Genomic DNA, 22,681 nt, shown 5'->3' on the forward strand with positions numbered 1-22,681 from the left:
ACAAAAAAGCCTAAAATCCCGACGGAGATTTTAGGCTTTAAATATTGTGACATAAAAGGATTATAATATTGCTTTTTGCTTTAATAAGTTAGCTTTAACATTATTAAACTGCAACACTGTTTGATCAGTTACGCTCAGCGTTTTGCCGTTGCCTTTAAAATAAATGGCGTTAAAACCAATATTGGCATCTACAGATATACCAATCAGCAAACTGTTGCCATCGCCATAGAAAATTACATTATTTTCAGTGCCTAAAGCGGTATATCTTTCGTTGTAAAATTTTTGCGCTTCGCTAACAACAGCCTGGCTGTTGGCAAATAGCAGTGCGGCCGAGGTCATTTTACCATCTTTAAATATATAAGCCGAGTATCTAAGCTTCGCATTTTCGCCGGTAAAGTACAATGCTGTCGCCGACTCGTTTTCCAACGCTCTGAATTCTTTGCCTTTGGTTGTTGCCACGCTTGCGCCATCCTCAAAAAAGGGCTCTTTGCATAGTGTACTGTAAGGTATTACAGTAATAGTGCTTTTAATACTGAATTTACCAGCGATGGTTGCGGTAAGGGTTGTCGTACCGATCTTTCTTCCGCCCGCCAGCCCGTTAGGATCGACATTTACTATGTTTACGTCTGTGGTCGACCATGTAATAGTTTTCGCATTTACTTCAATGCCACCTTGGCTAACAGTAAACTGGTGAGTTTCGTCGTAGTGCAGTGCTTTGCTTTCGGTATTTATTAGATAAGGAGCCGGGGCTTCTTCCTTCTTTTTTGAGCAAGATGTTAGCAGCAAGGCCATAAAGGCCAGTGAGTAGAGAATTGATTTCATTTTAAGGTTTAGGATAATCGTTAATAATTACGCGAATATATAAAATTGGGAGGCAAAATTCAATTAACAACGTCGCTATATTTATTTGAGCAGATTTTGGATATTAGTGATTATTAAGCTTTATTTGCTAAACCAATTTAGCGTGTCGTATTACCATTTATGAAGCTATTATTATTATTATTCCTCCTGGGCTGCAGTATTACCGTGTTTGCACAGACTCAAAATATCGCGCCATTTAAACAAGGCGACAGAATTGTGTTTACCGGTAACAGTATTACCGATGGTGGGCATTATCATTCGTACATCTGGTTATATTATTTAACGCATTACCCTGAAAGAAATATCAGCATATTTAATGCAGGTATTGGTGGCGATGTCGCGCAGCAGATGTATGAGCGTTTAGATACGGACATTTTTGGACACCAACCCAATATTGTGACGCTGACCTTTGGAATGAATGATACCGGCTACCAAAACCTGAAAGGCGCAAAAGCCGACTCGGTTTATAAAGCGCGCGTGGCGGTATCATTGGCAAGTTTTAAGTTGATTGAAAATAAGCTTAATCAGCATCCGGAAGTAAAAAAAATCATGATTGCGTCGTCGCCGTATGACGAAACATCTAAACTGAAAAACATTGTTTTTGCAGGGAAGAATGATGCCATGCTCAAAATTGCCGATGATCAAAAAAGAGCGGCAACAGCGCATAAATGGGCTTTTTTAGATCTCAACAATCCAATGGTGCAAATTGCAAGGCACGAGCAGCAGCGAGATTCTGCGTTTAGCTTCCAAAACGGCGACCGGATTCATCCCACTAATGACGGGCAAATGGTTATGGCCTACCTGTTTTTAAAGGCGCAGGGACTGGCTAATAAAAATGTAGCAAAAATGGTTGTAAATACTGCAACCAAGGCTATCGAGTTGGCTGATAATTGTACTGTTTCAAATACGACGTTCGCGCCGACAAGCATTAAATTTAGCTACCTGGCTAAATCATTGCCTTATCCCACAGATACCATTCCTACAGGTTGGGGCAACCCAAAAAAGTCACAACGCGACGCCTTAAAGGTCATTCCGCTTACAGAAGAATTTAACCAAGAGGTGCTGGTGGTTAAAGGGCTAAGATCAGGCAATTATGCCTTAAAAATTGACGGTAAAGCAATAGGTAGTTTTAAAGCGGGCGATTTAGAAAGGGGCATCAACCTGGCGGTCATCAATATTACACCACAATATCAACAGGCTTTGGCAGTAATGCAGCTTAACGAAGAGCGCTGGGAGGTAGAACGTAGGCTGCGAGAATATTATTGGGTACATTACTCCATATTGAAGCCTAAGGGCCTGCTGTTTAATGATAGCGACGCGACTGTAGACTCGCTTGAAAAATATGCCCGACGAGATTTCTTCGTGGGAGCTACTTTGCCAACTTATCGTAAAGCCAGGTTTAAAAGCGTACGCGATGCCTGGCAAAAAGACATTGATATGCTTACCAGAGAAATGTATATCATTAACAAACCAGTGATTCATCAATTTGAAATAACCCCATTAAACTAGAATATGAAATCGATATTTAGAAGGATAATATTTATAGTTTCAATAGCGTTGGGTCTCGGTAATAATAACGTTATCTCAAAATATAGCCCCCTTTAAAGCGGGAGATAGAGTAGCTTTTGTTGGTAACAGCAGAACCGATGGCGGGCATTACCACTCTTACATATGGTTGTATTACATGACGCGTTTTCCTGCCATGCGGATTACTTGTTTTAATGCAGGTATAGGGGGCGATGCAATAAGCAATATAGTGGATAGGTTTGATGATGATGTGTTAGCGAAGAAACCAAATTTAGTCACGCTTACCTGGGTATGAACGACTCTGGTTATTTTGAATGGTTTCGTAAGGATTCGCAAGACTTTATGGATAAACGCATAGCAAAAAGTTATGAGACCTATACGGGGCTTGAAAGTAAGCTAAAAGCCTTACCATCAATCCGTAAAATACTTATTGGCGGTTCGCCTTATGATGAAACTACAAGATTTAATAAACAAAATAGCTACCCCGGCAAGAGTGCCTTTTTCTCGACGATCATAGCTCATCAGCAAACTCTGCCAAAGTAAATAACGGGGTTTTGTAGATTTTTACCATCCGATGGAGGCCATAAACAAACGCGAGCAAGCAAACGACTCCACCTATAGTTTAACGCCGAACGACAAGACCCATCCGGATAATGACGGCCATTTAGTGATGGCTTATTTGTTTTTGAAAGCGCAGGGATTGGCTGGTAAAATAGCAGATATCAGCATATACGGGCCAGATAGAAGAGTTTTAAAAGCAGAAAATTGCAACGTCACTCAAGTTTCTGCAACGACTAACGGAATCAGCTTTAATTATTTGGCAAAGTCGCTGCCATATCCGCTTGACACGGTTCCGCGCTCATGGCCCTGTATCAGCATAGCTTATCCAGAAAGTGTTGAGCAACGAAAGCCTAACGTAAGGTTTGGGAAAATCACCATACTCAAAAACCAATACGGATTTGTAGAATCAAGTTGTATCATGGAACCTGGCGACTCAGGAGGTCCTTTGTTTGACCTGTATGGACGGGTAATAGGTATCCATAGCGGCATCCAGGCGCCCGAAGATGTTAACTATGAAGTGCCTGTAGATACTTATCGTAAATATTGGTCGGCACTAAACAAAGCCGAAAACTATAAGGCTATGCCCGTTGATACCGACCTTGTAACCGAAGATACGGGTGCCGGGCAGATAACCGAGACTGCTGTCGGTGTCCAAAAAACAATGCTGAATAAAATGGGTCAAAAATTAAGTGGCAGCTGTTTAAAAATAAAAAGCATTGTTGACGGAAAAGAGCAAACCATCATAGGTACAATAATAGCTACTGATGACCCGAAGCTAAAGATGAGGCTCTCCTCTAAACAAATTGTTATAAGCAAAAGCTCAATGGTAGGCGAAAACCCTGTAATTGTTACTGCTAATGGACAGTTTATTAAATGCACCATAATTGCCCAAAGCCGTAAAGATGATCTGGTTATACTGGGCCTCGCGAAAGCGTTGGGAAGGGAGTTAAGTTGGGCGCTGTCAATCCGCAGTTAGGCACGTTAGGAACCTTTTTGATATCAGCAATGGTTGATACCTTGCCGCGCACCGGTGTTTTATCAGCTAATTATGTAAACCTGCCTAACAAAAGTGGCGTCGGGTTCATTGGGGCTACAACGGCTTTAAAGGATGATAAACTGGTAGTTAACCAAAGATTGCCGGGTGGAGCCGCTGACATTTCCGGAATGAAAACCAACGACCTAATTGACGCAGTGGCTGACGTTAGAGTAGAAGATGAGCTTGATTTAGTAAAGTCCTTGCGCAAGCTTTCTGCAGGGGATACTGTTGCTATAAAGGGTTCGCGCAATGGCAATAGCTTTAGTAAACTTACTGTTTTAAAATATCCCCCACAAAAATTAAGTAATCACCCGGCGACCATTTTGCAGGCGGCAAAAGTATAAGGCGTGATGGCTTCGACCACGTACTTATTCAGGATGCTACCATTAAAGCTCAGGAGTGCGGCGGTCCTGTCTTTGATATTGACGGCAATTTTGTCGGCATTAATATTGCCAGGTTGAGCCGTACGAGTACAATTTTAATCTCTGCGGATAACATAGCCCGATTTCTCGGTACCGCGTTAATCAGGTAAGTAGCTGAGGCCCCCTGGCCTATAAATGCAATAATTTTTACTTTAGTTTAAACAATAACGAAATTTATTGCTTTATAACTAAATAACAATCGATCCATGCCAGTTTACCTGGCCTATTTGCCGCTCTAAAAATTTCTCGATCCGAATAATTCCCATAGCAATATGTGTTAAAGGCTGGTTTTTGCCTTGCTGTCGGGTTTTGGTTTTTAACATTTATAACAGAAATTATATCTACAGACATGAAAGCAGCAGTATTTCACAAACCGGGCGATATCAGGTATGACACTATGCCCGACCCTAAGATTGAACTGGCAACAGACGTTATCCTGCGGGTAACCTCGACTGCTATTTGCGGGTCAGATCTTCACGTCCTTAGCGGTGGCGTGCCACAAGCGGAGCCTATGATTATGGGCCACGAGTTTATGGGCATTGTTGAGGAGGTGGGCAGCGAGGTTAAAAATCTTAAAAAGGGCGACCGCGTTGTGGTTCCGTTTCCGATTGCCTGCGGACAATGCTTTTTTTGTCAGCACGGCGCATCGCCGGCTTGCGAAAATTCAAATTATGAACATTATGGGCCGGATGGCGACCTATTGGATAACAAAGGCGCGGCGCTATTTGGTTATACCGATTTGTACGGTGGTTATTCTGGTGGTCAGGCCGAATATGTAAGGGTGCCTTACGGGGATGTAAGCCCCCGTAAAGTGCCTGATAATTTGACTGATGAGCAAGTGTTGTTCCTTACTGATATTTTCCCAACGGGATGGTCGGCTATTGATTGGGCACAAATGAAGGGCGGCGAGGTAGTTGCCATATTTGGTTCGGGCCCGGTTGGGCTTATGGCGCAAAAAGCTGCCTGGCTAAACGGTGCCAGCAGGGTTATCGCTATTGACCCATTAAACTATCGCCTGGATAAAGCGAGAATGGTGAACAAAGCTGATACACTAAATCCCAATGAGGTTGATGTAGTTGAAGCTATCCGGGCAATGACCAACGGCCGTGGTGCTGATGTATGCGTTGACGCGGTAGGGTTTGAGCCCGAGCGTAGCTTTTTTGATAAGCTGAAGGCAACTATCAACTTTGAAAAAGGGAGCATGAAAGTACTCGAAATGGCATTTAAAGCGGTTCGGCGTAATGGTACCGTCACCATAGTGGGTGTATACGGATCCACTTATGACAACTTTCCGTTGCACCGCATTTTTGATAAAGGTATCACCCTTAAAATGGGTCAGGCGCCGGTGCTTAACTACATAGATCATTTAATTGATTTGGTAACCGAGGAAAAAGTGGTGCTTGACGATATTATAAGCCACACAATGCCATTAAGTGAGGTGACAAATGCTTATAAGATATTTGACGAAAAAGAGGACGACTGCGTAAAAGTAGTGCTTAAACCATAAACATCATATCATGGAAAACAATAATAAATGGGCTTTAATTACCGGCGGTACCGCCGGTATAGGTAAAGAGTTAGCCAAACTATTTGCAAAAGATCAGTATAATCTTGTCATCGTAGCCCGCAATCAGGTTGAATTAGACCAAACAGCTACTGAACTAAGGACTACCGGTATTGAAGTGATTACGATATCTAAAGACCTTTCAATAACTGAAGATGTACAGGCACTCTGTCAGGAAGTTACTGTGCCTATAGAAATATTGGTGAATGATGCAGGGCAGGGTGTGTACGGATTATTTACAGATAATAACTTGCAGCGCGAGCTTGATATTATTAATCTCAATATCGGTGCAACCGTTATATTAACTAAGCATTTTGTTAAAAAAATGGTGGAGCGCGGTTTTGGAAGGGTGCTTAATGTTGGGTCGGTAGCAGGTAAGCTACCAGGACCGTGGCAGGCGGTATACCATGCTACCAAGGCATTCGTGCTTTCGTTTACAACTGCTATTCGCGAAGAGTTAAAAGATAGCGGCGTTACGTTTACAGCTTTGATGCCTGGCCCCACCGATACTGACTTTTTTAATAAGGCTGATATGAATGACAGCAAAATTGTTCAGGACAAGGAGGCCATGTCTGATCCGGCTGATGTAGCGAAAGACGGTTACGAAGCTTTGATGACCGGCGAAGACAGGATAGTATCGGGTTTAAAAAATAAATTACAGGTCGGGGCAGCCAACTTGATGCCTGATAGCGCCGTAGCCCATACCATGTACGAACAGCAAAAACCTGTAGACCAGTAAAGTATTTGCAAACAGAAGCCGATATGGAAGATAATAAAAAATTAAGTCGCCGGCAGGTAGTTGCCGGTCTGGGCACTACGCTGGTTGCTGCAGTAGCGGCCCCTGCGTTGGGCGCTGTAAAACAACATAATATGGAAGCACAACCGTTAGAAGATCCAACAACAAAATATGCAAGGCCGCCATTTAAAGAGCAAATGCAACCGTGGCCGGGGTTGGCTGGAAAAATGGACCCGCGCCCAGATCATGGCGAGACCAGCTATAAAGGCTCGGGCCGACTAAAGGGACGTAAAGCGTTAATAACCGGCGGCGACTCTGGCATGGGCCGTGCCGCTGCAATTGCGTATGCCCGGGAAGGGGCCGATGTCGCAATTAACTACTTACCTGCCGAGGAATCGGATGCGGAGGAAGTTATCGCTTTGATGAAAAAAGAAGGCGTAAAAGCCGTTGCTATTCCGGGTGATTTGCGCGAAGAGGCATTCTGTCAGAAAATGGTTGCCGAGGCAGTGAGGCAATTGGGCGGATTGGATATTTTAATTAATAACGCTGCCAAACAAGCCACACAAAAGTCAATATTGGATGTTACTAATGAACAGTTTGACCAAACAATGAAGACGAATATTTATGCCCCGTTTTGGACAATAAAAGCCGCGCTGCCGCACTTAAAGCCAGGCTCGGTTATCATTGGAACTACATCAGAACAGGCGTATGATCCATCGCCCGATTTGTATGATTATGCGCAAACAAAAGCGGCTACGACAAGTTACGTAAAATCTTTAGCCAAGCAGTTAGCGTCTAAAGGTATACGGGTAAACGGTGTAGCACCCGGACCGATATGGACGCCATTACAGGTAAGCGGGGGCGCCACCATGGAAAAATTAAAACAGTTTGGCGCCCAAACGCCCATGGGCAGGCCGGGCCAGCCGGTTGAGTTGGCTTCTATTTACGTTCAATTGGCCGATCCTGCTGCAAGTTATGCAACAGGGCAGGTTTATGGCGCATCGGGCGGTGCTGGTAACCCATAACAACAAGCAACAATTATCTATTTACTTATATTAAACATAACAAACAATGGCAACTAAAACAGCAAAACCGGCAAAGACCGGTAAAATGGAAAACTCTGAATTTCATGAATTCTTTGTAGACGAATTAAAGGATATCTATTGGGCAGAAAAACACTTGGTGAAAGCGTTGCCGAAAATGAAAAAGGCCGCAACAAGTCCCGAACTGGCAGCTGCTTTTGACAAGCATACTGCAGAGACTCAAATGCACATCGAAACACTTGAAAAAGTATTTGAATTGCTTGAAGAGAAAGCAGTTGCTAAAAAGTGCGATGCTATGGAAGGCTTATTAGCAGAAGCTGATGGTATTATAACCGATACCGAAAAAGGCACCATGATTCGCGATGCCGGATTAATATTGGCTGCTCAGAAGGTAGAGCATTATGAGATAGCTACTTACGGTACTTTGCGTGTGTTTGCCGCTAATATGGGCCACGCAGAAGTTGCTGACTTACTGTCTCAAACTTTAGAAAACGAAAAGGCGACAGATGTTGCGCTTACTGAGCTGGCAGAAACAGCGATTAACGAGCAAGCTGTTGCTGAATAAGCAACTGAATTTTATAAAAAAGGGCGGCTCCATAAAGAGCCGCCCTTCTTGTTTATAATTTTTATTTAAAATTTAGCATAAACGCCATATATGATAAAGATTTTATCCCAAATTTGCAGGCATGACTGATTTGAACGAATATGAGTGCGAAATGCTGGATGCTGTGCTGGAAGCGTTTGGCGTACCTGATAGTCTAACCCGCTTGCAACTACTACAGTTATTCGACAATGACGAAGCTATGGCTTATGCCATGGTGCAAGCACTTGCCCGCGAAGGCCTGGTTGCCGAAGCAGGTAAGCCCGGCCATTACGAGTTGCCCGACAAGTTGGTACTGAAACCTAAAGGCGAAAAGTTTTTAAAAGAAGGCGGCTTTGCAAAGCGTTACCTAAGTGAACAATCGAAACCACAACAAGTAGGGGGCACCCTTGCCAAATTACAGCAGCAAAACATGCGCTTGCAAAACGAGAAACTGGCTTACCAAACAGAACTATTAGATTTAAAGAAAGCTGTCGAGAAAAAACAGGTTTTAATATACATTTTAAGCGCAGCGATCCTAGTCGGACTACTTTTGGGTTATTGGTTTGGTAACCGCAGTTAGTTGAGCATATACCGATATCTTTTAAAAAGAATCATCAACTAATTCTTTGTTAACAATAGCGCCGGTTAAATTACCGGTGTAGACAGCGTTAGCCACAGACCGCATCATCGCTGAGTTATCGCCGCAGGCAAAAATGCCTTTAACCGTAGTCTTTTGAAACTGATCGATTTTTATATAGCCCTGTTCTGTAAGCTCGCAACCTAATGTTTCTGGTATGTCCGTATGCTGTTTAAACGGTAATGCGGCATAAAGAGCTGTAACCTTTATAGTGCTTCCATCAGCAAAGATAACTCGGCTGATCTGCCCCTTTGTGTGCACCACTTCCTTTACCGGTTTTTCTATCACCGTTATACTATGATCGCGCAACTTTTGCCATTGCTCATCGTTAAACTCTGACGTGCCGGATGTTATAATGCTAAGGTTAGGGGTAAGGTTATTAATTAAACCGGCCAAGTGTATGGCACGCTCACCATTAGCCATAATTGCGGTTTCCTGTTGTTTAAATTCAAACCCATGGCAATACGGGCAATGTATAGCGGTAATGCCCCAGCACGCTGCGAAACCCGTAATGTCGGGCATTTGGTCGGCTATACCGGTAGCAAAGATTAATTTCTGGCCTTCGTAACTTTGGCCCGATTGTGTAATAACTTCAAATCCGTTACCGGTTTCGCGTCCGGTAATGACCAAATCAGTCACAAATGTTATGGTTGGATATTTTAGTACCTGCGCTTTGGCCTGACGGGCAATTTCAGCAGGCGCAGAACCATCGTGGGTGATGAAATTATGCGATTGTGGGGTTTGCCTGTTGCACGGCAGACCACTGTCGATGATCAACACAGTCCGTAAGGAACGGCCCAATGCCATCGCTGCGGACAAACCCGCATAACTACCGCCGATAATTATTACCTCAGCTTTTTTTATGTTATTCATAGATCGTATTTATTCGACAAATATAACGATCTGTCTTTTTATTGCAACAATGTTGCAATAAAAAGACATTAGTCAGATTAATAGAAAAGGCCGTTTTTTCGGGCGGCCATCCTGGTAGTGTGCAAAACTTCTTTTTGCAGGCGATTGTCAATGCCCTATTTTTAGGGGCTATTTAAACCCCGTTTGTGCTATGAAAGTAATTATCGCAGAAAAACCATCGGTAGGCCGCGAGATTGCTAAGGTATTTGGCGCTACAACTAAACATGATGGGTATATTGAAGGTAAAGGATACACCTTTACCTGGGCTTTTGGCCACCTTTTGCAGTTGGCTGCTCCGCAAGAGTATGGTTATTACGGTTGGAACGTACAGAATTTGCCTATGTTGCCCGCTAAGTTCAAACTGTCGGTACGCAAATCAAACGGAAAAGAAGATGCTGGCGCTCGCAAACAGTTGGATGTTATTGCTAAGCTTTTTGATGAAGCTACGGAGATTGTAGTTGCAACAGATGCCGGGCGGGAGGGTGAATTGATATTTCGCTATATTTATTATTTTCTCAAATGTAAAAAGCCTTTCAAAAGGCTTTGGATCTCGTCTCAAACAGATTCCGCTATTAAGGACGGATTCCGCAACCTTAAGCCTGGGACCGATTACGATACTTTATTCAATTCGGCACATTGCCGCTCACAAAGTGACTGGCTGGTGGGGATGAACGCTACACAAGCTTTAAGCCTTGCCTCGGGTAACAAAGGCGTGTTGTCATTAGGGCGCGTTCAGACCCCCACTTTGGCAATGATCTGTGCACGCTATCTCGAAAATAAGAACTTTGTGCCGCAGCTATTTTACCAGGTGGTTATCCAGCCTGTGAAAGATGAACAGGCATTTAAAGCCGTATCCGAAAAGAACTATAAAACCCGCGAGGAAGCAGAGGCAATACTTGCTTTGGTAACAACCACCGCCAAGGTTGCATCTGTTGAAGCTAAACCCCGTAAAGAACCGCCACCATTGCTGCATGATCTGAGTAGCTTACAGCAGGAAGCCAATAAACGCAAAGGCTTTACGGCCGACCAAACGCTTGGTCTATTGCAAAATTTATACGAAGGTAAATTGGTAACCTATCCGCGTACAGGCAGCCGTTATATTGGCGATGACGTATTTGCAGAGGTGCCCGGCCTGATCAGTAAACTTAAAGAACACCCTGATTTCGGCAAGCAAGCCACTGTATTGAGCGCGGCTAAATTAAATAAGCGGAGTGTTAATGCCAAAAAGGTGACCGATCACCATGCGATACTGACAACCGGTGAAAAACCGTACCAATTGGGGCCGGATCAGCAAGCTATTTATGACATGGTTGCAGGCCGAATGTTGGAAGCTTTCCACGTCGATTGTTTAAAAGAGGTTACCAGGATCGTACTTACATCGGGCTCAAAATTTACCGCCAGCGGTACTGTTATACAAACACCGGGTTGGCGCGCGGTATTTAACGATAAAGATGAAGAGAAAAAGGACGAAGAAAACGCTACGCTCCCCAAGGTGACAGCAGGTGAAGATTTGGTAATTAGTAGCAGCGGCGTGTTAGAAAAACAAACGAAGCCCAAACCACTATACAACGAAGCTAGTTTGCTGAAAGCACTTGAAACCGCCGGTAAAGAGATAGAGGATGAGGAGTTGCGCGAAGCAATGAAAGAAAGCGGCCTGGGTACACCCGCAACCCGTGCCAATATCATAGAGACGCTGCTTACGCGGAAATATATCCTCCGCGAGAAAAAAAACCTTGTACCAACTGAAACAGGCCTGGCTGTCTATGAAATTGTAAAACACCAACGGATAGCCCAGGCAGAACTTACCGGGAACTGGGAAAAACGCCTGGAACAAATACGTTCCGGCGCCTCTGTGACTGAGTTTCAGGAAGAGATTAAAAGCTATACCCGCGAGATCACCCGCGAGTTATTGCAATCGGGCAAAAGTTTGGTGGTAAGTACTTAAACACTATCGCCAATCCAGCCCGGGAGCAACGTGGGTTAAAATAGAAGATAGTACGTGTATGTTGTAATCAACCCCTAAGGTATTGGGTATGGTTAAAAGTATGGTGTCTGCTTCTTGTATAGCTTCATCATTAGCTAACTCTTTTATAAGTTGGTCTGGTTCTGCTGCATAACTTTTGCCAAAGACGGCGCGTTTGTCAGCCTCTATGTAACCAAACTTATCAGATCCGTTAGCTTGTTGTCCAAATAAATACCGGTCTTCATCATTAACTAAGGCAAAGATGGACCGGCTTACAGAAACCCGCGGTTCGCGCTGATGCCCGGCTTTTTTCCATGCCTCCTTGTATAGTCTGATTTGTTCGGCCTGCTGTACGTGGAACGGTTTGCCGCTTTCGTCAAACTTCAGCGTAGAGCTTTGCAGATGCATGCCGTTTTCTGCAGCCCAAACTGCTGTAGCGTTAGATGCTGCGCCCCACCATATTCTATCGCGCAGGCCTTTAGCATAAGGTTCTAAACGTAACAAACCCGGCGGATTAGGGAACATTGGATAGGGGTTAGGCGTGGCAAATCCTTCACCGTTTAACCTTTCTAAAAATTGCATCGCTTTGTTACGGCCCATTTCAGCGTCAGTTTCACCTTCGCCCGGTTCGTAGCCAAAGTGGCGCCAGCCTTCTATCACTTGTTCGGGTGATCCTCTACTGATACCCAGTTGCAATCGCCCACCCGATATGAGGTCGGCTGCCCCGGCATCCTCAACCATATATAGCGGGTTTTCGTACCGCATATCAATTACGCCGGTGCCAATTTCTATCTTACTTGTTTTAGCGCCTATTGCCGCTAGCAAAGGAAAAGGCGACGCCAATTGAGCGGCAAAATGGTGCACTCTAAAGTATGCGCCGTCAACCCCTATTTCTTCGGCAGCAACAGCCAGGTCAATAGATTGCAGCAGCGTATCAGCCGCGGTGCGGGTTTTATAAGCGGGATGATCAGACCAATGACCGAATGATAGAAAACCTATCTTTTTCATAAGTTATTAGTTAGAGATATAGGTGCAAAGATACTAACTAACCTTGCTGGATAAGTAAGGCGTGGCGCTTTGAAACGGATATGGCTTTGAATAGACAAAACTGACTATTATATATGGGCAATTATTAAAAATATGCTTAAGCCCCATCTAATATCCTTAAATTGTGCCTGACATGAAATTATCAGAAAACACTGCAGACGCTCTTCGCAATACGTTAACTGTATTGCTGCCGCTGTTGTTGCTTTATAGTAAGTTGCCGCAAATGGCAGTTGGTATGTCTGTGGGCGCTTTGTTGATTAGTTTGACTGATTTGCCGGGTAACCGCAGAGCGAAAACACGCAGTGCCCTGCAATGTATATCTATTTTCTTTTTGGTGACCCTGGTTTTCTCGGCCAGTTTACATAGCACAGTGTTAACAGGTATTGTCTTAGTAGCGCTTACATTTATTTTATCTATGCTATCGGCTTTAGGGGGGCGGTCGACAGCTGCCGGAATGATGGGGGTGGCATTGATGGTTTTTTTGTTAGGTCTGCGCCCGGCAGAACCGTGGGCATTTAGCGCATACATTATGCTGGGTGGTTTGTGGTTTTACGGAGTAGTTTTAGTGCAGGTGTTTTTGTTTCCGTTCCGGTCATTGCGACAGGCATTACGCGAAGCATTATTCGCCATAGGCCGTTTTTTAGAGGCCAAGGCAGCTTGTTATGATATAAAAGTGCCATTGGATGAAGGCTACAGCAGAACGATTGCGCTGCATTTACGGGTGTCCGAGAAACAGGAATTGGTGCGCCAGTTATTGATCAGCGATAAGGTAGCCATACGTAAAGGCGGAACCAAGATAGAGACTTTAAGCAGCCGGGCAATGCTCGTAATGTCATTATATGAGCAGGTTACGGCAATGCATTATGATTATGCAGTAGTACGTGAACGGCTTGGCAGTACCGGCGCCTTAGACATTAGCGGAGAATTAATTGTCTATCTGTCAAAAAAAGCTAAGGGCGACGCTATAGCTGATAACAAATTTTCGGCGCTTTTAATGCAGCTTGAACAGCAAGCTGATAACATGGGTAAACAAGATGCACCAATAATTCGTGGTATTGCAAAAAATGTGACGGCTATAAATTTAACCCTCGACCAAATAGGCAATACTGGCGTTAGGCAAGCAGTGAATGTACCACAGGATGCTGAGGCTTTTTTGCCTGATAGCGGAAATTACCGGGAGAAACTGAAATCTCAACTGCGTTTTAGCTCGCCGGTGTTACGCTTTGCAATGCGAATTTCCGTGTTATTAGCTATTGGGTACGCAGCAGTACATCTATTTGCTGACGATAATTATAGTTATTGGTTATTGCTCACCGTTGTTATCGTTGCGCGTCCTCGGTTGGCGGTAACCTGGCAGCGCAACAAAGAAAGGCTTATCGGCACGTTTATCGGCGTGTTAATAGCGGGATTAGCACTTTGGTGGCTGCCAAATACTGTGGCCCTGCTGGCGTTAGCCGCTTTAGGATTATTTGGCTTTTTTGCGTGGAATAGGCCGCGTTACGGCTGGAGCGTATCCGCAATAACCGTCTGCGTGCTGCTAAGCCTAAGTGTTTACAGGGGCGAGGTGTTATTACTGATATCGGCCAGGGTATGGTATTCTTTATGGGGTTGTGCGCTGGCGGTACTGGGTGTTTTTGTATTTCCGATATGGAGCCATGCGGGTTTGGAAGCTTTGGTCGTACAAGCGGTAAAGGCCAATAGAGACTTTTTGCAGACAGTGTCAAAGCAAAGGCCGGTTAATGAAGTTTGGTTAGCGCGCAAAAATGCGCATGTAAAGCTAGCACATTTGTCTGAGGGTTTGGGATTTGCGGGCCTGGAACCCACCAAAGGCGACCTGAGCCGTTTGCTGCATATTCAAGTGCTCAATTACAGAATAAACGCGGTAATAATTTCGCTTTTTTTATCCGGGCGGCTTTTAGATACGGAAAATATAACCAGTGCACTAAATAACTTAGATAATTTTATTGCGAACAAAATTACTGACGAGCCGGTAAAACATACTGGCTTTTTAAAAGGCGCGCAGTTGCTAGAGATGCTTTCGCGGCAGTTGTCAGCACATTCATTTTAGACCTGCAACTTCTCGTTGATGTAAGGGTGGGTTTATTGAGGACTTATATTAGTCAATGTCATAATGCCGTTAAAACAGAAAAAGGCTACCTTATTAAGGTAGCCTTTTTATTTAAGCGGAGAGCGATGGATTCGAACCATACTAAATTAGGTTTTGTAAATCAATTAGTTATCATGTTTTAAATTTCATTGCCACGCTGTTGCCACGGCAATAAAAAACGGTAATAATCAAAACATTTACTCCACCTGTCTATAATAGCAATTATCATTTTGCAGCAGCAGCCACCTCCCTATAACTGTAAATCGTTCTATTTAAAGATATGGAAATCCGTGGTTTTATATCATAACTGTTAGCTTAATTGGTCTCCCCCCGTCCAAACGTGCTTAGAGAGAGTGTAAATGTTGCGAAATATTAAAACAAGATAATTTTCGCGGATTACTGAATCTTTTTAAATTATTACAAAATCCCGATCGTTTTGCGACGCTCATTCGTCAAAAGATAAAAAACGGATAAAAATGGAAAGTTTAAAAGACAAAATTGCGGTTGTATTTGCTGCATCTGGCGAAATTGCCGGAGCAGTAGGCAGATCATTCGCTCAACACGGGGCAAAGGTTTACATAACGGCAATTAACCTAAATTCAGTAAAAGCATTGGCTAAGGAGATCGAAGCCAACGGTGGACGTGCCGAAGCGGGAAAAGTTGACGCTTTGAACGAAAGGGAGATTGACAACTATTTAAAAATGGTGGTTGCTGAGAACGGGAAACTGGATATGGTATTTAATGGTATCGGTAGTTATTACAGAGATGCGGGTAGCGGCACACCGACGACAATGGCCACTTTCGAGCAATTTATGAATCCTTTACAAAGGATCTGTGGCTCGCAGTTCCTTACCTCGAGGGTCGCCGCCAGGTATATGATCCAATCCGGATCTGAAGGCACCATTTTACTATTAACAGCATCTATGAGCAGGACTAAGACCCCTAATATGGCAGGGTTCGCATCCGCCTGCGCGGCCGTAGAAGGGTTAACGAGAGTAATAGCTGCAGAGTTTGGCCAGCATGGCATCAAGGCGATCTGCATTTGCTCGGGCGCTATAATGGAAACCAGAAAAATTCAGGGAATGATCAATGATTTTTCTGATTCGCAGGTATTCCCCGTGAAGAAATGGCTAAGAACTACACAAGATTTGATATTCTTAAATCAGGGCCTACATTGAAACAATTAGGCGAGACGGCTGCCTTTTTGGTTTCGGAAAACGGGGTAGTATTCAATAGTCATGTTGTTGATGTTGACAACGGCAAACTGAACTTATTATAATATATTTATTGGATTGTGGCTTTTTTGATGTCTGCAATCCGCTTTATTAACTAATATAAAATTGATTAAATGGAAAGAGAAGGAATACTTAAAAATGCTTTGGCTGGCGATATTAATTCGTTTCAAACACTATTTGCCGAATTTCAAAACCAATTGAAAACTTACCTTTACAGGTTATTCGCCGATCGGAATGAAGTGGATGATCTAACACACGATACTTTTATCAGGGCATTTGATAAGATGTCCACCTTCAATCAGGAGTCTTCGCTCAAAACCTGGGTTTTTAAAATAGCGACCAACCTGGCCTACGACCGTTTAAGAAAGCTGAAAAGATGGCCGGCCGATGCTCAGGACCAGGGCGGGGCGCTAGCGATTGGTTCTACAGACATCCAACAAGCCTTTGGAATTGTTAGCCAGACCTCTAATGCCGGGGCCTATGAAATGAAGGAGCATATCGATTTTTGTTTCACATGTATCTCAAAAACCTTACCCATAGAAAACCAGGTAGCGCTGATCTTAAAAGATATTTACGATTTTCAAACCAAAGAAATTTGCCTCATTCTGGAGAAGACAGAAAGTGTTGTAAAACACTTGCTGAACTCATCCAGAGATACATTGACCACTGTTTTTGACAACAGATGTGCTTTGGTGAACAAAAATGGTGTTTGCGATCAGTGCAGCCAATTGAATGGCATTTTCAACCCCAAACAAGATCAACTGGAAGAGCGAATGAAACTGGAATTGGTTAAAGAGTCAACTAAATTCAACAGGGAGGAGCTTTTTACCTTACGGACAAAATTAGTTAAAGCCATTGACCCGTTGCATAGTTCAGGCGCGGACCTTCAGGATATTATTATGAGATGCACCAGGACAGCAATTGGTGATGTCGCTCATTTCGCTGAGGATCGTCCAACTGGCTAAAGGTCAGCTTATTATATTTTTTACAATAATCATTAAATCAAGTCATTATGAAAATTATTATAACAACATTGCTGCTATTAATTACAGGGGCTGTTTCTGCCCAATCAAAACAAGAAGTACAAGTTCTCGAATTATCGAAGACCATTTTCAAATGGGATATTGCAAACCAGGTCGACTCACTTGCTAACATCTATGATCAAAAATTTATGGTGGTCAGTGTTACAGGCGATATTCAAAAGAAAGAGCAATTTCTTACAACTTTAAGAAGCGGAGGCTTTGTACATAATAGTATTGACATTGAAGAAAGTGCAGCTACCGTCGAAAATGGCACAGCTACCGTTGTTGGCAAAGGAAAATTTGCTGTCACTATCTCCGGTAATAAAATGAGTCTGCACCTGTCTTATATTGAGGTTTTAACAAAACACGCTAAAGGCTGGAAGTTACTTGCAATTCATTTCAGTGTAATCCCCAATTAAGGGTAACCAAACGATTCGATAATTTACTATAGCTATGGAAACTATTGAAAGTAGCGTATCAATGCCATCAACAAAAATGGATGACTTAGATTTTTTTATCGGCACATTTAAGGGTAGTGGAAATACAGAATCAACTATGATGAGTGCCCGCCGTCCCATAAACCGAACAGTAACCGGCCACATTGACTTAGGTGGGTTTTGGTACGAATGACGCTATAGAGTTTTGCGATTATTTGCGGTTTTGGCAGCGTGTAAAAGAAAAAGCCCCTTAATTTCGCAATTAAGGGGCTTTTGACCTTTTTGTTAATGTCATCAGCGGAGAGCTAGGGTTCAGAACCATGGCTCTTATATGCTAATTGTCAGTAGGTTACATTTTAAAAAGTTCCTTACTCTACGAATGACGCAAATAGCAAGTTTACTCTAATTGTTAAGTCAAATATACACCACTTCTTTTTAAATTAAAAGCCTTATATCAACTAAAATAATAACTAAATAATAGCAAATAAGTAAAGGTACAGTAGGGTGGAGGTGATATCAGTATTGGCACATCGGTAGTGCAGCCGTTGCTTCCGAAGCCATCGTCAGCAACTTTGAAAATACCAACTATCGTATTTAGGCTTAATACAATTATCTTTGGTATATGAATTTATTCGGTAATATTCTTGAACAAGAAGTACAATCCAACAGCCAGCGAAAAATGCTGCTTGCGGGAACGGTGATGATGCAATCCAATAGTTACGTCCGTTCCATTCCGGTAGTGCTCTCGGGCAGTATGCGGGTGATGCGGGAAGATGACGACGGCCGGGAGGTTTTGCTTTATTATATTAAACCCGGAGAAAGCTGTATTATGTCATTCTTAGCAGGGATACATGAAGATACAAGTAAAGTAAAATTAGTTGTTGAGGAGGATTCAGAAGTGTTGATGATCCCGGTAGCAAAGGCCAGCGAATGGGTGAAAGTTTATCCGGAATGGGCTGACTTTATCTTTAAACTTTATCATAAACGTTTTGAAGAATTACTTGATGTGATTAATGCCGTTGCATTCCAGAAATTAGACGACCGCATCGTTAGCTTGTTGAAGAGAAAGGCGAGCGTTTACCAATCCAACGAACTCAGTATTACCCATCAGCAACTTGCTGAAGAATTAGGCACGACCCGGGAAGTGATCTCCAGGCTATTAAAACAGATGGAGAAACAACAAATGGTGACCTTGTCCCGGAATAAAATCACTTTAAATTCCGCTCTGTAACATAGGTCACCAACTTTCGGTTCGTGCATCGGTACATTTGTTCCATAATAGTAATGTTTTGGAAATAGTAGGATACGCAGCTTCAGTTTTAATTGGTTTGTCATTAGGCTTGATAGGTGGTGGCGGTTCTATTTTAACAGTTCCTATTTTAGTTTATTTTTTTGTTATTGATCCTGTACTTGCCACCACCTATTCTTTGTTTGTTGTCGGGCTAACTAGTTCTGTAGGTGCCATCAGCCATTATCAAAAAGGAAATGTAGATACTAAAATTGCCTTGGTATTTGGTCTTCCGTCATTAATCGCGGTATTTGTCATGCGTAAATGGGTTATGCCTGCCATGCCACACCATATATTAACAATAGGGCATTTTGAATTGACGAAAAGTGTTTTGTTGATGCTGGTATTTGCCGCTTTAATGCTTTGTGCATCAATATCGATGATCCGTAAGAAAAAAACAGCACCTGACTGCCAGCATCACACAAATTACTTAAAATTAGTCCTTCAAAGCTTAGTAGTAGGCATCGTTACCGGATTTGTTGGTGTAGGCGGCGGATTTCTCATCATCCCATCTTTAGTATTATTTGCAGGGCTGCCAATGAAAAAAGCAATGGGTACTTCACTGATGGTGATGACGATCAGTTCACTATTAGGCGTTCTGGGCGATGTATCAAGGCATGCTGCTATCGATTATTCGTTCTTAATACTGTTTTCTGCCTTTGCTGTTGGTGGGATCATTGCAGGAAGCTATCTCACTAAATATATAAATGATGCTAAACTAAAGCCTGCTTTTGGTTGGTTCGTACTGATCATGGGAATTTTTGTACTGGTAAGCACTTTGACTAAATAATATGGAAATCATTAAACAACCCTGGCCCTGGTATATCGCAGGCCCGCTGATTGGACTGGTAGTCCCTGCCTTGCTAATATTAGGGAATAAAGCGTTCGGTATATCTTCTTCGCTTCGCCACATTTGCGCGGCATGTGTTCCTGCAAATATTTCCTTTTTTAAATACAACTGGAAAAAAGAAAGCTGGAACTTGTTTTTTGCAGCTGGCATTATAGCAGGTGGTTTTATAGCAACATACTTATTATCAGTACCAGGTTCAGTCAACCTCAACCCACAAACCGTTGCCACCTTACAACATCAAGGCGTGAAAGATTTTAGCGGCTTGTTGCCGGGCGATATTTTCAGCTTTAGTCAGTTATTTACCTTAAGGGGGTTTGTGTTTATCGTACTAGGTGGCTTCCTGATAGGTTTTGGCACCCGCTATGCCGGTGGTTGTACATCCGGCCATGCCATTATGGGTATATCCTCGCTGCAATGGCCATCATTAGTAGCCACCTGTTGTTTTATGATCGGGGGCTTTATCATGACCTGGCTTATCTTACCTTATCTATTACAGTTATGAAGAATATTAAATTTTTGATCGTCGGCCTTTTATTCGGTATCGTGCTGGTCAAGTCTCAGGTGGTTTCCTGGTTTCGCATCCAGGAGATGTTTCGCTTACAGGCATTTCATATGTATGGGGTGATTGGCAGCGCTATCATTGTCGGGATGATCTCCGTTTGGCTGATCAAACGTTTCGGACTTAAAACAATCAGCCAGGAACCTATTGTGATCCCCAAAAAAAAATTCCATTGGGGCAATGTATACGGCGGGTTGATCTTTGGATTAGGCTGGGCCATTACCGGGGCTTGTCCCGGCCCCTTATTTGCACAGATCGGCGGCGGATTTTTGGTGATTATCGTCACCCTATTTAGTGCCATCGCTGGAACATGGGTATATGGTTTATTACGTGAAAGACTACCTCATTGAGTTATGAAAATAGAACAATTTGAAGACAAAGGACTGGCGCATTATTCGTATGCGATCCTGAGCGAATGCGAAAGTAAAATAGTACTGATCGACCCGGCGAGAGATATTGCGCCCTATCTTTCTTATGCTGAAAAAAATGAAGCTACAATCATTGGCGTGATCGAAACACATCCTCATGCCGATTTTGTAAGCGGCCATTTGGAGCTGCATCAAACTACCAGGGCTATCATTTATTGCTCTAAACTATTAGGTGCTGAATATCCGCATCAAACATTTGATGATGGAGAGGTATTGGAATTCGGTAAGATCAAGCTTAAAGCCTTAAACACACCAGGTCATTCACCGGATAGTATATGTATCGTACTGGAGCATAAAGGAGTGGACAAAGCGGTGTTTACAGGTGATACCTTATTTATCGGTGATTGCGGCAGACCGGACCTTCGGGAACAGGCAGGTAACATTACCTCCAAGCGCGAGGAACTGGCCAGGCAAATGTATTATTCGCTACGTGAAAAGCTACTGGTATTAGCTAACGAAGTATCGGTTTATCCGGCGCATGGCGCAGGTACTTTGTGCGGTAAGGCCCTAAGTGACGCCAGCCGCAGCACCATAGGTGCTGAACGGGTGAGCAATTGGTCTTTACAGGAAATGAGCGAAGTGCAATTCATTCAGGCCTTATTGGAAGATCAACCTTTCATGCCAAAATATTTTGAATATGATGTCGCCGTAAACAAACGTGGTGCAGCCGCGCTGCAAGGCTCATTAGCGAACGTTCCCATAGGGAAACCGGCTAAGATCAATGGCCAGCTTTTTATCGTCGACACTCGTCCTGAGCAGGATTTTAAGAAAGGCCACTTGCCCGGCTCGATTAATATCCAGAGCGACGGTAAGTTTGAAACGTGGCTCGGAAGTATTATCGGTCCCGAGGAAGCGTTTTACCTTGTCGCTGCAAGTGATGAAATGTTGAAGCAACTGGTCAGTAAAGCGGCCAAGATCGGTTATGAAATATTTATAGAAGCAGCTTTTGTTATTGAAGCAGGTAGTGAACAAACAGAGCCGTTAGATTTGGGCAACTTCATGTCGGCCTCAACTCAATACACTGTAGTCGATATCCGAAACGCATCTGAAGTTCAAGCGCAGCCTGTTTTTACTGAAGCGATTAATATACCATTACCTGAACTTAGGGAGCGCATATTGGAAATCCCATTTAATAAACCAATTGTAGTACATTGTGCCGGCGGTTACCGCAGCGCGGCTGGCAGCAGCATCATTGGAAACGCATTGCGGTTTAAAACCAAGGTGTATGACCTGGGAGAGTCCATCAGGCAATTTATACTAGCATGAGCAAATCTTCAATATTTAGCAGCATGAAAAATTGGTTGACGGTTCGTAACTTACTCAACGGGTTGTTTTTTACTGCGCTGTTACTGGTGCTTTTTAATCCGGCAGCAAAGGTGCTGGTGATACGAGGTTTGATGAAGATTGGACTGTTCCAGCCGGGGGTAACTACCACCAGGAATCCAGCAGTACCCGATATCAGCTTTATAGATAGTAAAGGCAAAACGATCAGTCTTTCCACGCTAAAAGGGAAAGTGGTTTTTATTAATTTCTGGGCCACTTGGTGCCCGCCATGCATAGCGGAAATGACATCGATCAATGATTTACACCAACAGTTCAAAGCGGATCAAAACATTATTTTTCTAATGGTAGACGCAGACCATGCCTTTAATAAGTCTGTACCATTTATGGAGAAGCATCAATATGGCCTTTCTGTTTATGCCGCCACCAGTAACGTTCCGGCTAGTATATACAACGGCTCGCTCCCGACAACGGTGATATTGGATAAGGAAGGACGGTTGGTTTTTCATCATGAGGGTGCCGCTGATTATACCAATTCAAAATTTATAAATTACTTGACAATGCTAGCAGCCAACAACTGAT

24 protein-coding genes are annotated in these 22,681 nt (G+C 43.3%); 21 read left to right on the plus strand and 3 right to left on the minus strand.

Translation table 11 applies throughout. The features are described from left to right. Window positions 1-60 precede the first annotated feature (60 nt). Entirely contained in the window at window positions 61-822 is a 762-nt protein-coding gene (locus ACFSYC_RS16885) for an Ig-like domain-containing protein (RefSeq protein ID WP_377129955.1), read from the minus strand. Between the two features lie 159 nt (window positions 823-981). On the opposite strand from ACFSYC_RS16885, the gene ACFSYC_RS16890 reads away from it, so the two are divergent. The 9 genes from ACFSYC_RS16890 (at window position 982) to ACFSYC_RS16930 (ending at window position 8,913) form a co-directional block, all read left to right on the plus strand. Then, on the plus strand, window positions 982-2,370 hold the full coding sequence (locus ACFSYC_RS16890) for an SGNH/GDSL hydrolase family protein (protein WP_377129957.1): 1,389 nt from the start codon (window positions 982-984) through the stop codon (window positions 2,368-2,370). A 309-nt stretch (window positions 2,371-2,679) separates the two neighbouring features. Continuing rightward, the gene (locus ACFSYC_RS16895) at window positions 2,680-2,931 is read left to right on the plus strand and encodes a hypothetical protein (RefSeq protein WP_377129959.1); all 252 of its coding nucleotides are present in this window, start codon (window positions 2,680-2,682) and stop codon (window positions 2,929-2,931) included. A gap of 31 nt (window positions 2,932-2,962) precedes the next feature. Next, the gene (locus ACFSYC_RS16900; protein WP_377129961.1) at window positions 2,963-3,925 is read left to right on the plus strand and encodes a S1 family peptidase; all 963 of its coding nucleotides are present in this window, start codon (window positions 2,963-2,965) and stop codon (window positions 3,923-3,925) included. A gap of 29 nt (window positions 3,926-3,954) precedes the next feature. Beyond that, window positions 3,955-4,329: a PDZ domain-containing protein gene (locus tag ACFSYC_RS16905; protein ID WP_377129963.1), complete on the plus strand. Its 375-nt coding sequence runs from the start codon at window positions 3,955-3,957 to the stop codon at window positions 4,327-4,329. Window positions 4,330-4,756: 427 nt separating this feature from the next. Further along, window positions 4,757-5,914, plus strand: coding sequence for a zinc-dependent alcohol dehydrogenase (locus tag ACFSYC_RS16910; protein ID WP_377129965.1), 1,158 nt, complete (start codon window positions 4,757-4,759; stop codon window positions 5,912-5,914). A 10-nt stretch (window positions 5,915-5,924) separates the two neighbouring features. Further along, a complete protein-coding gene (locus ACFSYC_RS16915; protein ID WP_377129966.1) occupies window positions 5,925-6,710 on the plus strand; it encodes an SDR family NAD(P)-dependent oxidoreductase in 786 nt (261 codons plus the stop codon). A gap of 23 nt (window positions 6,711-6,733) precedes the next feature. Next, window positions 6,734-7,732 carry an SDR family oxidoreductase gene (locus ACFSYC_RS16920; RefSeq protein ID WP_377129967.1) on the plus strand — a complete coding sequence of 333 codons (999 nt, stop codon included), beginning with the start codon at window positions 6,734-6,736 and terminating at the stop codon, window positions 7,730-7,732. 46 nt (window positions 7,733-7,778) lie between these two features. Further along, on the plus strand, window positions 7,779-8,315 hold the full coding sequence (locus ACFSYC_RS16925; protein WP_377129969.1) for a YciE/YciF ferroxidase family protein: 537 nt from the start codon (window positions 7,779-7,781) through the stop codon (window positions 8,313-8,315). A gap of 121 nt (window positions 8,316-8,436) precedes the next feature. Continuing rightward, entirely contained in the window at window positions 8,437-8,913 is a 477-nt protein-coding gene (locus tag ACFSYC_RS16930; RefSeq protein WP_377129971.1) for a hypothetical protein, read from the plus strand. A gap of 21 nt (window positions 8,914-8,934) precedes the next feature. Here the strand turns inward: ACFSYC_RS16930 and ACFSYC_RS16935 are convergent, their stop codons facing one another. Further along, entirely contained in the window at window positions 8,935-9,843 is a 909-nt protein-coding gene (locus tag ACFSYC_RS16935) for an NAD(P)/FAD-dependent oxidoreductase (protein ID WP_377129973.1), read from the minus strand. Between the two features lie 190 nt (window positions 9,844-10,033). On the opposite strand from ACFSYC_RS16935, the gene ACFSYC_RS16940 reads away from it, so the two are divergent. Then, the gene (locus ACFSYC_RS16940) at window positions 10,034-11,827 is read left to right on the plus strand and encodes a DNA topoisomerase 3 (protein ID WP_377129975.1); all 1,794 of its coding nucleotides are present in this window, start codon (window positions 10,034-10,036) and stop codon (window positions 11,825-11,827) included. 3 nt (window positions 11,828-11,830) lie between these two features. Here the strand turns inward: ACFSYC_RS16940 and ACFSYC_RS16945 are convergent, their stop codons facing one another. Further along, window positions 11,831-12,853 carry an LLM class flavin-dependent oxidoreductase gene (locus ACFSYC_RS16945; RefSeq protein ID WP_377129977.1) on the minus strand — a complete coding sequence of 341 codons (1,023 nt, stop codon included), beginning with the start codon at window positions 12,851-12,853 and terminating at the stop codon, window positions 11,831-11,833. Between the two features lie 172 nt (window positions 12,854-13,025). On the opposite strand from ACFSYC_RS16945, the gene ACFSYC_RS16950 reads away from it, so the two are divergent. From ACFSYC_RS16950 to ACFSYC_RS17000, 11 genes are all read left to right on the plus strand, one after another. Continuing rightward, complete coding sequence (locus ACFSYC_RS16950; protein ID WP_377129978.1) at window positions 13,026-14,960, plus strand: FUSC family membrane protein; 1,935 nt, start codon at window positions 13,026-13,028, stop codon at window positions 14,958-14,960. A 515-nt stretch (window positions 14,961-15,475) separates the two neighbouring features. After that, window positions 15,476-16,177, plus strand: coding sequence for an SDR family NAD(P)-dependent oxidoreductase (locus tag ACFSYC_RS16955; RefSeq protein WP_377129980.1), 702 nt, complete (start codon window positions 15,476-15,478; stop codon window positions 16,175-16,177). Between the two features lie 170 nt (window positions 16,178-16,347). After that, the gene (locus ACFSYC_RS16960; RefSeq protein ID WP_377129982.1) at window positions 16,348-17,199 is read left to right on the plus strand and encodes an RNA polymerase sigma factor; all 852 of its coding nucleotides are present in this window, start codon (window positions 16,348-16,350) and stop codon (window positions 17,197-17,199) included. A gap of 47 nt (window positions 17,200-17,246) precedes the next feature. Then, window positions 17,247-17,675, plus strand: coding sequence for a nuclear transport factor 2 family protein (locus tag ACFSYC_RS16965; protein ID WP_377129984.1), 429 nt, complete (start codon window positions 17,247-17,249; stop codon window positions 17,673-17,675). A gap of 34 nt (window positions 17,676-17,709) precedes the next feature. After that, window positions 17,710-17,886 (plus strand): hypothetical protein, encoded by a 177-nt coding sequence (locus tag ACFSYC_RS16970; protein ID WP_377129986.1) that lies wholly within the window; start codon window positions 17,710-17,712, stop codon window positions 17,884-17,886. A gap of 429 nt (window positions 17,887-18,315) precedes the next feature. After that, complete coding sequence (locus tag ACFSYC_RS16975; protein WP_377129987.1) at window positions 18,316-18,924, plus strand: Crp/Fnr family transcriptional regulator; 609 nt, start codon at window positions 18,316-18,318, stop codon at window positions 18,922-18,924. A 58-nt stretch (window positions 18,925-18,982) separates the two neighbouring features. Further along, window positions 18,983-19,771, plus strand: coding sequence for a sulfite exporter TauE/SafE family protein (locus ACFSYC_RS16980; protein ID WP_377129988.1), 789 nt, complete (start codon window positions 18,983-18,985; stop codon window positions 19,769-19,771). A gap of 1 nt (window position 19,772) precedes the next feature. After that, the gene (locus ACFSYC_RS16985; protein ID WP_377129990.1) at window positions 19,773-20,333 is read left to right on the plus strand and encodes a YeeE/YedE family protein; all 561 of its coding nucleotides are present in this window, start codon (window positions 19,773-19,775) and stop codon (window positions 20,331-20,333) included. Then, window positions 20,330-20,740, plus strand: a complete 411-nt coding sequence (locus tag ACFSYC_RS16990; protein ID WP_377129992.1) for a DUF6691 family protein — start codon at window positions 20,330-20,332, stop codon at window positions 20,738-20,740. Before ACFSYC_RS16985 ends, ACFSYC_RS16990 begins: the two co-directional genes overlap by 4 nt. Before the next feature lie 3 nt (window positions 20,741-20,743). Next, entirely contained in the window at window positions 20,744-22,084 is a 1,341-nt protein-coding gene (locus ACFSYC_RS16995; protein WP_377129994.1) for an MBL fold metallo-hydrolase, read from the plus strand. Then, window positions 22,081-22,680 (plus strand): TlpA family protein disulfide reductase, encoded by a 600-nt coding sequence (locus ACFSYC_RS17000; protein WP_377129996.1) that lies wholly within the window; start codon window positions 22,081-22,083, stop codon window positions 22,678-22,680. The genes ACFSYC_RS16995 and ACFSYC_RS17000 overlap by 4 nt, the downstream gene beginning before the upstream one ends. Window position 22,681 lies beyond the last annotated feature (1 nt).

Origin of the sequence: Mucilaginibacter antarcticus (genome assembly GCF_042686155.1) — a bacterium.
In the GTDB taxonomy this organism is placed as follows: Bacteria; Bacteroidota; Bacteroidia; order Sphingobacteriales; family Sphingobacteriaceae; genus Mucilaginibacter; species Mucilaginibacter antarcticus.

Excerpts from the sequence above, each read along its gene's own strand:
- ACFSYC_RS16945 (WP_377129977.1), bottom strand. The coding sequence starts at position 12,853 with ATGAAAAAGATAGGTTTTCTATCATTCGGTCATTGGTCTGATCATCCC.
- ACFSYC_RS16975 (WP_377129987.1), top strand. The coding sequence starts at position 18,316 with ATGAATTTATTCGGTAATATTCTTGAACAAGAAGTACAATCCAACAGC.
- ACFSYC_RS16940 (WP_377129975.1), top strand. The coding sequence starts at position 10,034 with ATGAAAGTAATTATCGCAGAAAAACCATCGGTAGGCCGCGAGATTGCT.
- ACFSYC_RS16955 (WP_377129980.1), top strand. The coding sequence starts at position 15,476 with ATGGAAAGTTTAAAAGACAAAATTGCGGTTGTATTTGCTGCATCTGGC.
- ACFSYC_RS16915 (WP_377129966.1), top strand. The coding sequence starts at position 5,925 with ATGGAAAACAATAATAAATGGGCTTTAATTACCGGCGGTACCGCCGGT.
- ACFSYC_RS16935 (WP_377129973.1), bottom strand. The coding sequence starts at position 9,843 with ATGAATAACATAAAAAAAGCTGAGGTAATAATTATCGGCGGTAGTTAT.
- ACFSYC_RS16920 (WP_377129967.1), top strand. The coding sequence starts at position 6,734 with ATGGAAGATAATAAAAAATTAAGTCGCCGGCAGGTAGTTGCCGGTCTG.
- ACFSYC_RS16910 (WP_377129965.1), top strand. The coding sequence starts at position 4,757 with ATGAAAGCAGCAGTATTTCACAAACCGGGCGATATCAGGTATGACACT.
- ACFSYC_RS16900 (WP_377129961.1), top strand. The coding sequence starts at position 2,963 with ATGGAGGCCATAAACAAACGCGAGCAAGCAAACGACTCCACCTATAGT.
- ACFSYC_RS16895 (WP_377129959.1), top strand. The coding sequence starts at position 2,680 with ATGAACGACTCTGGTTATTTTGAATGGTTTCGTAAGGATTCGCAAGAC.
- ACFSYC_RS16930 (WP_377129971.1), top strand. The coding sequence starts at position 8,437 with ATGACTGATTTGAACGAATATGAGTGCGAAATGCTGGATGCTGTGCTG.
- ACFSYC_RS16960 (WP_377129982.1), top strand. The coding sequence starts at position 16,348 with ATGGAAAGAGAAGGAATACTTAAAAATGCTTTGGCTGGCGATATTAAT.
- ACFSYC_RS16985 (WP_377129990.1), top strand. The coding sequence starts at position 19,773 with ATGGAAATCATTAAACAACCCTGGCCCTGGTATATCGCAGGCCCGCTG.
- ACFSYC_RS17000 (WP_377129996.1), top strand. The coding sequence starts at position 22,081 with ATGAGCAAATCTTCAATATTTAGCAGCATGAAAAATTGGTTGACGGTT.
- ACFSYC_RS16950 (WP_377129978.1), top strand. The coding sequence starts at position 13,026 with ATGAAATTATCAGAAAACACTGCAGACGCTCTTCGCAATACGTTAACT.
- ACFSYC_RS16885 (WP_377129955.1), bottom strand. The coding sequence starts at position 822 with ATGAAATCAATTCTCTACTCACTGGCCTTTATGGCCTTGCTGCTAACA.
- ACFSYC_RS16905 (WP_377129963.1), top strand. The coding sequence starts at position 3,955 with ATGGTTGATACCTTGCCGCGCACCGGTGTTTTATCAGCTAATTATGTA.
- ACFSYC_RS16965 (WP_377129984.1), top strand. The coding sequence starts at position 17,247 with ATGAAAATTATTATAACAACATTGCTGCTATTAATTACAGGGGCTGTT.
- ACFSYC_RS16925 (WP_377129969.1), top strand. The coding sequence starts at position 7,779 with ATGGCAACTAAAACAGCAAAACCGGCAAAGACCGGTAAAATGGAAAAC.
- ACFSYC_RS16970 (WP_377129986.1), top strand. The coding sequence starts at position 17,710 with ATGGAAACTATTGAAAGTAGCGTATCAATGCCATCAACAAAAATGGAT.
- ACFSYC_RS16990 (WP_377129992.1), top strand. The coding sequence starts at position 20,330 with ATGAAGAATATTAAATTTTTGATCGTCGGCCTTTTATTCGGTATCGTG.
- ACFSYC_RS16890 (WP_377129957.1), top strand. The coding sequence starts at position 982 with ATGAAGCTATTATTATTATTATTCCTCCTGGGCTGCAGTATTACCGTG.
- ACFSYC_RS16995 (WP_377129994.1), top strand. The coding sequence starts at position 20,744 with ATGAAAATAGAACAATTTGAAGACAAAGGACTGGCGCATTATTCGTAT.